The following is a 10,014-nucleotide window of genomic DNA, read 5'->3' as shown; positions in this document are numbered from 1 at the left end:
CACGCTGCAGATGCTCGGTCGCGCCAAGAAGGTGATGATCGACAAGGAAAACACCACGATCGTCAACGGCGCCGGCAAGAAGGCCGACATCGACGCCCGCATTGCCCAGATCAAGGCGCAGATCGAGGAGACCACCTCGGACTACGACCGTGAGAAGCTGCAGGAGCGTCTCGCCAAGCTCGCAGGCGGCGTCGCGGTGATCCGCGTCGGCGGCGCGACCGAGGTCGAGGTGAAGGAGCGCAAGGATCGCGTTGATGACGCGATGCATGCGACCCGCGCGGCTGTCGAGGAAGGCATCCTGCCGGGTGGCGGCGTCGCCCTGCTGCGTGCCACCGAAGCGCTCAAGGGCCTGCGCACCAAGAACGACGACCAGAAGACCGGCGTCGAGATCGTGCGCAAGGCGCTGTCCTGGCCGGCCCGTCAGATCGCGATCAACGCCGGTGAAGATGGCTCGGTCGTGGTCGGCAAAGTCCTGGAGAAGACGCAGTACTCATACGGCTTCGATGCGCAGACGGGCGAGTATAGCAATCTGGTCACCAAGGGCATCATCGATCCGACCAAGGTCGTGCGAACCGCAGTCCAGAACGCCGCCTCCGTGGCGGCGCTCCTGATCACCACCGAGGCCATGGTCGCCGAGTTGCCGAAGAAGCCGACTGCAGTGCCCGCGATGCCTCCGGGTGGTGGCATGGGCGGCATGGGTGGCATGGACTTCTGATCCAGCTGCGTCACGCCGAACCACGAAATACGAAAGCCCCGGCAGCAATGCCGGGGTTTCTACGAGGAAGTGGACTCAAAACGCGTCTCGTTTGACTTGTGAAACCCCTTCTGCATGTCAATCGGCAACCCCTTGCGAGCCTGAAGCTGCAAACAGCGCCGAGGCAGCCTAAGTCTCTCACCTGGCTTCGTCACTGATCTGAGATTGTAGCCACATGTCGGACGATGACCTGGCCTCGGCGCGATCTTCGATCCGCCGATTGGGCCACCAGTCTGGTGTCGGCAATAGCGTTCCAGCCAAATTCATCAGCCCAGGTGGGGATGAGCGCTAAGCCGATCCTGAAGCGCCTGCCGATCGGCGACGAGGTTGTCGAGGTGTAGCGGCTCGTGCTCCGGCCGGTCTCCTTGCGCCAATCGTCCGACGAGCGCCCGCGTGCCGGCCACCACAAAGACGCCGCAATCAAAAAAGTTCTGCTGTCGGGGAATGCGGGCTGGCTGCAGGTGAGCCCCCAGCCTTTCTGCTAGCTCTGCTGCAATGGCACTGTTGGTGTTCGCCATCGAGTCGTAGTGATAGGCGATCGGCCTCGCCCGCTCGCGTCGATCGACGAGCAGCAGCGACCAATGAGTGCCGCGGCGATCAGGGTCGCTAGCACTGGCATCATTCACGGGCAGGAACAGGAAGTCGGCTGTGTCGTTTCCATTCCGATCAAAGACCATGCGCTGCAAGGCGCGTAGCGCGACATCGTCGGTGCCCAAGCGCAGATGATAATTGGCTATAAGGGGATCGCCGAACCGCGTCCGTGCGGCCATGTCCGGATTGTCCCTCAGCAAGTCCTGTTCCAGGAGCGCATAATCCGCCGCAATATGTTCATCGCCCAGCCAGTCCTCGGCGCCGAGCTCTAGTTTGGTGCGGCCGTGCAGCGACGTTGCCGGAGGTAACGCGCCGATCTGAGCATCGGATGCCGTGCGCTGGAACTCCGGGGCAGAGGGATCATCGCCAATCGGCTCGTGAGATGTGGACGGCATAGACCAATCAAAGTCGAGCGGCTGCTTCCACCACGTGGAGGCGGACCCGACAGGTTCCTGCCGTCCAGCTTTTTCGGCCTCCTGCGCTTCGTCAATTGATGCCGGTCCGGAGTTCGGCAAGTGATCTTCAACCATTCCCCAAAGCGATTCCTGATCGTAACCTTCCGCCGGAAGGACCACCGGCGAACCGGCCACGCCACGAAGAGCGCCGCGCGGCGCAGCGACCTCCGGGACCGCTTGGGTGCGATGGGAAAAGTCCTCAGGAGCGCCAAATGGGACATCAAGAATCTCGCTGACGGTGGCGCGAATAGCCTCACCCGGGGAGGCCCCGGGGCCGGTTTGCTCGATTGTCCGGTGAACGAGCTCCGGCGCGGCGGAGTTGTCCGGCCGCCGGTTGGCCGGGGAACGCCCTCCGATTGATGTCCAAGCTGAACGAGAGCGTAATGCGGATTGAATGAATTGCTCTGCCTTCTCACTCCTGCTGGCACCAACAGCGCCGTGTAACGGTCGGCGTTGATCACGAATCTGGTTGGTCGGTTCTCCTGGTTCGGCTCGGTGCCGCTCCCTTCCAGCGCGAATATCTGCGCGGCCGGAGCGGGGTGGTGCTTGTGCGGCCAGTTTATGGGACGTGTAGCCTCTGCGAAATCCAGACCCTTCGGATCGTGCCAGGTTGGGAGAGACGACTCTCGCCCGGCCTCATCCAACATACCCCACAAAAGATCCTGATCATGATCTTCCGCGGAGGAGACCACCGGCGGTGCAACGTTGCCGCCTTCGCCGCGCGACACTGAGTTATATTCGTGCCCATTCGCCCCTGGCGCGGCCTGCGCCTCCCATTGCGATATTCCGGCCTGATGGACAGGGGCCTGCTGCAGCATGCGATCGCTCGAACCACCAACCTCGCTCAGCTGCCAGCCAAAACCAGCATGGGTTGCAATTGCCGGCGAGCCCCCTTGCTCGACCGCGCTGCCCGATCGTTGATGCGTGAAATGCGTTGAGGGCTGATCGAATCGGTCGGCCGACAGCGGATGGCCCAGATCCGCAACACCGAGCTGCCTCTCCTTGTCCGCATTTTGCGCGCCCCAATGAGCGGCTGAATCCATTCCCGGCCAACGCTCAGATGGATCGAATCCAACGATGACCCCCGCGCCGCGCGGGTTTTCATCACGATCCAAAGGCTGCTCTTGATCGAGACGGGGCATCGGCAAATGATCGATCGGATCTGGCGGCGCTCGCGAACTGTCTGCGTTCTCACGCGAAACGATCTGGCCGGTGCTCACGCGGTACTCTTGAAGTCTGTCCAACGCATGCAGGAGTTTTTTATCCTTTGGAAACAAGCTATCAGCATGACCGACCAGCGTATTGTGATCGAGGCGCGTTAGTGAGGAAGGCCGGAGTGCCGCGGCTAGTTTGCGAAGGCTAGTTGCATAGTTGCCAGCGCTCTTCTGGTCGATCATTCGACCAAAGCCTGCAATGACTGCCTCCTTAAGGAAGCGCTCGTCTTCCTTCGACGCACGATATTTTGTTGAGCTGGGGCGAGCAGGGGCGTCCGGATCACGATACCGATCGATCAGCGACAACGCGGACAGCATGACCTTGTCGTTTGGAAAAAGCCGCTGAGCGCTATCGAGCAAATTCGCGTCATCTAGCAGGGCCATTGTTTTGCCAGAAAGCTTGAGCTCCCGAGCCAATTCGCGAAGGCGGTGATCAAAAATGCCAATGGTGACTCGGCTCGCCGGGACGCGCCGAGCGCGCGCTAAATCGGTCGCCGCCTGAATGAGGCGGTCGTCTTCCTCAGCGATATCGAAGAGCTGCTTGTGCGGATATGCGGTATCGGGCTCTTGCGCCGCCGCGCTTATGTGTTGCTCAAAACCTGCTTGGCGCTGCGAAGTTTCCGCCGCAGGATCGTACGTATCCGGATGTCGATCGAATCGGTTGGCATTATTGAGCGAATCCATGTTCCTGCTCCTCTGGAGCGGTTTCAGATTTGTGTTTTGTCGCGGTCTAGCCTCTGGATACCAGCGTCAGCTGTCAGAAACCTGACGCATTAGAACAAAACCAAATCCGTGAAGAATGAGATCGGCGTGAGAGGGATGGAAGTTGCCGCGATAAAGCAGTCGATTTTGCCGAAAGGCAGACGCTGGTGGCTCGCTTCCTTGCGTTTTTTTTTGGATTTTGCCTGTCGATCGATGCGCGGTAGGGCGGCGGCGACCAGGGGGAGAGTTATCACCCTGATCGCCGCCTGCTATGGATTTGCGCTACATGTGTTGAAATATAGCGGAACGGTTGCATGGTGTCGGCCGATTACTGAATGATGCTTGAAAGCTCCCAATCAATGTGCCGGTTAAGCCCTGTGGCATGGAGCCACTGGTCGCTTGGCCGCGTCCCACCTTTCGGCCGAAAAGGAAAGGGTGTTCATCGTCATACATGCAAATCGTCTAACGTCACATTTCTGTTCGCGCCTTTCGCAGAAGCCGAGCTTCTCGTGCGGGCTTTGCGCCTTTCCAAGCAGCTGGGAGATGCGGCATGCGAAAACGTGCTCGCGAACCAATGCAATTTTTAGTCGAGAAGTACCGAGGCCGGCGCGATGGCAACTTCAGCGGGGCACGCTGGTCCGCATGCAGTGGCACAACCTCAAAGGGCACCGAGCGGTTCTGCCGCGTAGGCCATGCCTCATTAATGTAACATCACAGTCTAGGCTATAATTCGGACAGGGAGCGCGGAATAACCGTGCACGAAGTTAGATGCAATTCGCTGTGGTTCGCCAGCAATCTCGACTTCCAAGCGTGCATTCAGCATCTCCTCCCAGAGGATTTTCAGCTGCAGCTGAGCAAGGTGTCGACCGACGCAGCGATGGATGCCGAATCCGAACGAGAGATGTTGACGCACGTTCTTGCGATCAATCACGAACCTGTTGGCATCCTCAATCACCTCATCATCGCGGTTGCCGGAGATGTACCACATGACGACCTTCTCGCCTTGCCTGATTTGTTTACCTCCTATGATGGCATCAGCGGTGGCGTTGCGGCGCATGTGTGCGATCGGCGTCTGATACCGAATAATCTCGGACACAGCGCTCGGCACCAGGTTGGGGTTTTTCCGTAGCTTTCGGAGCTCGGACGGGTGCTCCTTCATGAACAGCAGACCTCCGCTGATCGAATTGCGCGTGGTGTCGTTCCCGCCCACGATCAGGAGAATGAGGTTTCCAAGGAACTCACGTGGCTCCATATGCCGGGTCGCCGATGAATGCGCCATCATCGAAATGAGATCAACGCGTGGCTCGGTATTTATCCGTTCGTTCCAAAGCCGAGTGAAATAGTCCAGGCACTCGGAAAGGATTGCACTTCGCTTGTCCCAGCTGTCGATGGCGTGGCCCATTTTCGGAGTTGTTACGGCTATGTCTGACCAGTACGGCAGGAGCCGCCGATCCTCAAACGGAAAGTCAAACAGCGTGGCCAGCATCTGCGTCGTCAACTCAATCGAAACCATGTCGACCCAGTTGAAGGTATCATTGCGCGGTAAGCCCTCCAGAATCATTTTGACGCGACGGCGGATTAATCCTTCGAGCTTCGCCAGATTCTCAGGTGCGACTATTGGACTTACTGTATTGCGCTGTTCGGCATGTTTAGGCGGACCCATCTTAATGAAACTGGGAGTCCAATGCTCCTCGGGCACGTCGACGATTGTCACACCTTGCTCTGACGTGAATATTTTATGATTTGTATCGACGGCCACGATATCGCGGTACTTCGTTATCGACCAATATGGACCGTATGGGCTGTCCGGGCAGTAGTGAACGGGATCCTCTCGTCGCAGCCGCTCGAAGCAAGGCCATATGCTGTCATCTTCAAAGCGCTTGGCTTCGCTTATGTCCAGATTGTTGAGCCGAATGCCGCGCGCGCCATCGTCTCCGTGTGCTTCCAAGAGCGTTTTCATGGCCGCCTCCTTAGTCTTGGCTCTCTGGAGAGCTCATGATCTCTGCAAGACTTCAATGGTATGGTTTCGTTGCCGGATGCTTCAGTCGGGAAGGGGGCTCGTCCGAATAGGCAAAGAATATCCAAAAGCGCAGCGGAGCCCCCCTACCATTTCCGGCAGGAGCGAGACCAGTGACTTTGTGTATACGAATGCCGAACGCCGTCAGATGAGGCTCCGTCTCCCTTTCCGGAATACTCGCGATGGTCAGCTTATCCAGTGACCGCTAATTGATTGCGGTTCTTGTCGGCCTTCGCCCTTCCGGCGGCCCAAAGGTCTCGTTGTCGCCGTCGGAACTGGTCGAGGTAGCGGAGATAGCGCGAACGCGCTTAGGCATTGAACTAGCCTGTGGTTGACCTGCTTGATGCCGACGCTGCGGACATGGTCATTGCCGAGGTGGCGTCGCTTTATGATTGATGTCCGGGTTGGACGCCTCAACATTGCAGTGGAGTGCGGACGAGCCGCCGCCAGGCGATTGCAAGCTTGCCACGGGCGCGGTCCCCGTAGGACATAGCCGGCCCGTCAGAAAAAGGCCGGAGCCTCGAAAGATATGATGAGACCGGCTTTGCTTGGCCAAAGAAGCATGCTCCGGTCGACGTGGTTGCTTGTGTGGGTACGAGATGGCTCGGGCGATTTCCTTCATTCGTGACGTACGACTTGAGGTGTCCTGGCGATGAACTAGCAGAGGGTTCCGTATTGGACAAATCCGCGCCTGCGGGGCGGTGATTGAACCGACTAGGAGGAGACCAACGTCTCTGATGTCGGGCTTGCAACGTGCTGTCGGGACCATGACACTCGAGACTAGATATAGTTTCGACAAACTAGGCTATCGCCATTGGCATAAGGCTTGAAGGACTCAAGGAGGAATGCGCTCCAGTAGCGCCTTCAGGAGTGGCAGCGGTGGCTTACAAGATTGTCGTCTTTCGGCTTATTTTGTGCGGCGGATGCGCGGTCGACCGTGCCAATGCCGCGATCCGTCGCAATGCTTTTTCTTGCATGGCTTTGTGCCGATGATCGATTACTGGATTGCGGTTCGCGCCAATATCGATGCGCGCGCGCAGCTGGGCGCTGCGCCGGTGCCGGGCCCAGCACCTGCCGGCAGCAATATACGTGAGGCGGCTGAATTCGTACGGCTCGAAGCTGAGGTGCGGCGCATGGACGCCGACGGGCCAATTCCGGTTGATTGGCGGATGGTCGTTGCGCTGTCGCTCGACATCCTGTCGAAGCAGTCAAAAGACATTCTGGTCGCCTGTTGGGCGACCTACGGCCTGTTTCGTACCGAAGGCTATCAGGGGCTCGCCGTCGGCTTGGGCGTTCTGCGCTGCATGGTGGACGCGTATTGGGAGAAGCTTCTTCCGCCGGTCAAGCGGGAGCGCGCGCGGGTCGAGGCGATCGATTGGCTCGCTGGTCGCGTGAGGCTGACAATAGTCGAGAATGCCCCGACTGAAGCCGATTATTCGGCTGTGCTCGCCGCCTATGACGCCCTTGATGATCTCGCTCGCCAGCTCAGCCAGAAGCTCATCGACGAGCAGGTCGCTTTGGAGGATTTATTCAGGGCGCTGAAATCGCATTACGAAGAAGCCAAGCACGCGATTGCCGCCGCAGCACAGCGTGCGGCTGAGGCGGCCCAAGCTGACGAGCAAGCGGTCGCTGCGCCGGTTGAATCCACGCCTCCAGCCGAGGCCGCTCAACCGGCAGCGCCGAGCGCAATCGGTCCGGTTGGCGCCGACGGCGACTGGGCCGGCTTGATCGACCGCTTGCTCAATATGCTACGGCAAGCTGCTGCCGCCCGGCGCGTCGTCTCGCCCGCGGACCCGAAAGTCTATCTGCTCAATCGCGTTGGCTCGTGGATGCGCTTTGATGAACTGCCCCCCGATATGGATGGCCGCACGACGATATCGCCGCCCGGCGATGACATTTCCGCATTTGAGGCAAAGGTTGCGGCCGATCAGCACGCCGAAGTCTTGAATATGGCCGAAGAGTTGGTCTGGACCCAACCGTTCTGGCTCGACGCTCACCGGCACGCTGCAAATGCTCTGGAGAAAATGGGGCCGTTATTTGAGCCGGCTGCCACGGCTGTGCGCGCGGCGGTCGCCTTGCTTGTCAGATGTTATCCACGGATCCTGGATTGTCAGTTCAACGACAGCCGGCCGTTCGCCGACGGGGAAACGCGCGCCTGGCTCGCCGTGGGGGAAGCGGACCGGTGTGATCCTGTCGAGGCAACGGTTGCCGAGGCAGACAGGCTCATCGATGCTGGACAGCCGCAGGCTGCATTCAAGAAGCTGTCGGGTGTGTTGGACGGGGTGACCTCGGAACGTGGCCGGTTCATCGGCCGACTTGCGCAGGCACGGTTTTGCATCGAGACCGGCTTCGTCACGACAGCCATTCCGCTGCTCGAACACCTGGAACAGGTTGTTGTCGAACACAGGCTCGAAAGCTGGGAGCCTGCCCTTGCGCTCGATGCTGCCGAACTGCGCTATCGTGCGATAACCCATCCCGAGGCACCACAATTCATCGACGGGCCTCCTCGTCGCGCCGCGCTTGAACAGATCCGAAGGCGGGTCGCAAGCATCGATATCGCTCGCGTCAGCCAACTCGGTCGCGGCTGATTCTGTCAGAGAAAGTCGGGAAGCTCATATGGCTCAGGAAAGCACGGTTGCTCCAAAGGAACGCATCAATATCCGATTCAAGCCCGCAACCGGCAACCTCAAGGAGGCTGTCGCGTTGCCGCTCAAATTGCTGGTTTTGGCCGACTTCACCGGTCGAGCCGATGACCGGCCGATCGAGCAGCGCGAGCTCGTCAATATCGACAAGGACAATTTTGGCGAGGTTGTCAAAAACCAGGAACTGAGCCTGGATATTTGCGCTGAGAACAAGCTCGAGGAGGCGCCAGAGGCCGGCAAGTTATCGGTCTCGCTGAAATTCGACAGCCTGAAGGACTTCGAGCCCGAGCGGGTCGCACAACAAATCCCGGAACTGCGCATGTTGACCGAACTGCGTGCGGCCCTGGTCGCGCTGAAGAGTCCGCTCGGCAACGTGCCGGGTTTCCGCAAGGCCATCCAGAATTTGCTCGAAGACCACGGCGCGCGGCCGCGGCTCTTGAGCGAGCTCACCGGCACGCCCGAGTGAGTGGTCCAACGAGCTGTTTTAAGGAGCGCGGGCGCCATGACCGATACAAGCCGCAGCCATCGGCCGAAGTCGTCATCCCGACCGCCGACGTTTCGCTACTGGATCAGATTCTCGTCGAGACCAAGATTACCCCGCACGACGAGGGTTACGACCTCGCTCGGCGCGGCGTCGCAGCTTTCGTCGCCGAGCTCATCAAGCCGAATAGCACCAGTGAGCAGGTCAACAACGCACTGGTCGATAGGATGATCGCGGAGATCGACCGCAAAATCTCGGCTCAGCTCGACGCCGTGCTGCATACGGACGAGTTCCAGCAGCTCAAGTCGGTCTGGCGAGGGCTGAAGTTCATGGTCGACCGCACCGATTTCCGTCAGAACACCAAGATCGAAATTCTCAGCGTCAGCAAGGACGAACTGCTCGCCGATTTCGAGGGCATCCTTGCCATTCCCGCTCGTGCTGCGGACGTTCAGCGTCACCCTGAACATTATTTCTCGATCATCTGACGTTGCGGCCATACCTTTCGGCCGAGAACGGCGACCGGGCACGGCGATCGCTATTGGCGCATCCTTTTGCCTGCGGCGATTCGCCGGTGCCCTCGACCGGACGATTGGACATCGGTGCGTCTTCGTGCACGCGCTGGCGTATACGCAAGTGCACTACCACGCGGAAGGCCGGTCGCACAGGCCCACCGCAACTGCTCCAGCGCGATCTCCGGCTTGGTCCGGAAGCCGACTTCGGCAGGAATGGAAGATCAAACATGCGAAAAGCCGACGCTGTCCCTACCGCGCCCGCGCTGCCAGTGAAGTTAGCAGCGATGACTCGGCGCTTGCGTTGGACCATGAAAGCGCTGTCCCTACCACACGCCGCAAACTTCGGCGGCGAGCCTTCGCCCTTGGATTAGCGAGACTGACCACCCTGCCCCCCGAGAGGCTCAATTCTCAAGGGTGCGAGCAAGGAGTATCGCGGAGAAGGACTGCACCGCACCTACCTGGATTGGTGGCAGCCGAACCCAACCATTTGGTCTATGCTGGTCCTTCAGGACTTGCGGATTTAGGAGAGATTTAGGAGAGACGAGAATGGCTAAACGCGCACGCATTCGCTACGTCAACAAGACGGACAGAAAGAACCCTCACGAAAGAATCACACATGTTGGGGGAACTAACCCCGACGGGACGC

At 59.4% G+C, this 10,014-nt stretch carries 7 protein-coding genes; 4 read left to right on the top strand and 3 right to left on the bottom strand.

Going from position 1 to position 10,014, the window contains the following annotated elements:
- Nucleotides 1–715 (top strand): TCP-1/cpn60 chaperonin family protein (locus tag AC628_RS31235; protein ID WP_283806724.1); only part of this gene is annotated, 715 nt, incomplete at its 5' end.
- Nucleotides 716–1,020: 305 nt separating this feature from the next.
- Here the strand turns inward: AC628_RS31235 and AC628_RS45595 are convergent.
- The 3 genes from AC628_RS45595 to AC628_RS31225 all read right to left on the bottom strand — a co-directional run bounded on the left by AC628_RS45595 (nt 1,021) and on the right by AC628_RS31225 (nt 5,676).
- On the bottom strand, nt 1,021–1,545 hold the full coding sequence (locus AC628_RS45595) for a Ulp1 family isopeptidase (RefSeq protein ID WP_245321417.1): 525 nt from the start codon (nt 1,543–1,545) through the stop codon (nt 1,021–1,023).
- A 68-nt stretch (nt 1,546–1,613) separates the two neighbouring features.
- Nucleotides 1,614–3,698, bottom strand: coding sequence for a hypothetical protein (locus tag AC628_RS45590; RefSeq protein ID WP_245321416.1), 2,085 nt, complete (start codon nt 3,696–3,698; stop codon nt 1,614–1,616).
- A gap of 736 nt (nt 3,699–4,434) precedes the next feature.
- Nucleotides 4,435–5,676: a cytochrome P450 gene (locus AC628_RS31225; RefSeq protein ID WP_074130621.1), complete on the bottom strand. Its 1,242-nt coding sequence runs from the start codon at nt 5,674–5,676 to the stop codon at nt 4,435–4,437.
- Nucleotides 5,677–6,722: 1,046 nt separating this feature from the next.
- Between AC628_RS31225 and tssA the strand changes: the two genes are divergently transcribed.
- Genes tssA through AC628_RS31210 form a run of 3 tightly spaced genes read left to right on the top strand, consistent with a single transcriptional unit; the run spans nt 6,723 to nt 9,341 of the window.
- Nucleotides 6,723–8,321, top strand: coding sequence for a type VI secretion system protein TssA (gene tssA / locus AC628_RS31220; RefSeq protein ID WP_168193485.1), 1,599 nt, complete (start codon nt 6,723–6,725; stop codon nt 8,319–8,321).
- On the top strand, nt 8,254–8,841 hold the full coding sequence (gene tssB, locus AC628_RS31215; protein WP_245321415.1) for a type VI secretion system contractile sheath small subunit: 588 nt from the start codon (nt 8,254–8,256) through the stop codon (nt 8,839–8,841). Before tssA ends, tssB begins: the two co-directional genes overlap by 68 nt.
- Nucleotides 8,838–9,341 (top strand): type VI secretion system contractile sheath domain-containing protein, encoded by a 504-nt coding sequence (locus AC628_RS31210; protein ID WP_074130618.1) that lies wholly within the window; start codon nt 8,838–8,840, stop codon nt 9,339–9,341. The genes tssB and AC628_RS31210 overlap by 4 nt, the downstream gene beginning before the upstream one ends.
- Nucleotides 9,342–10,014: the final 673 nt, after the last annotated feature.

This window comes from Bradyrhizobium sp. NAS96.2, assembly GCF_001908235.1.
In the GTDB taxonomy this organism is placed as follows: domain Bacteria; phylum Pseudomonadota; class Alphaproteobacteria; order Rhizobiales; family Xanthobacteraceae; genus Bradyrhizobium.
Note: the sequence above shows the minus strand (reverse complement) of the source record. Positions and strands in the feature narration are given on the sequence as shown.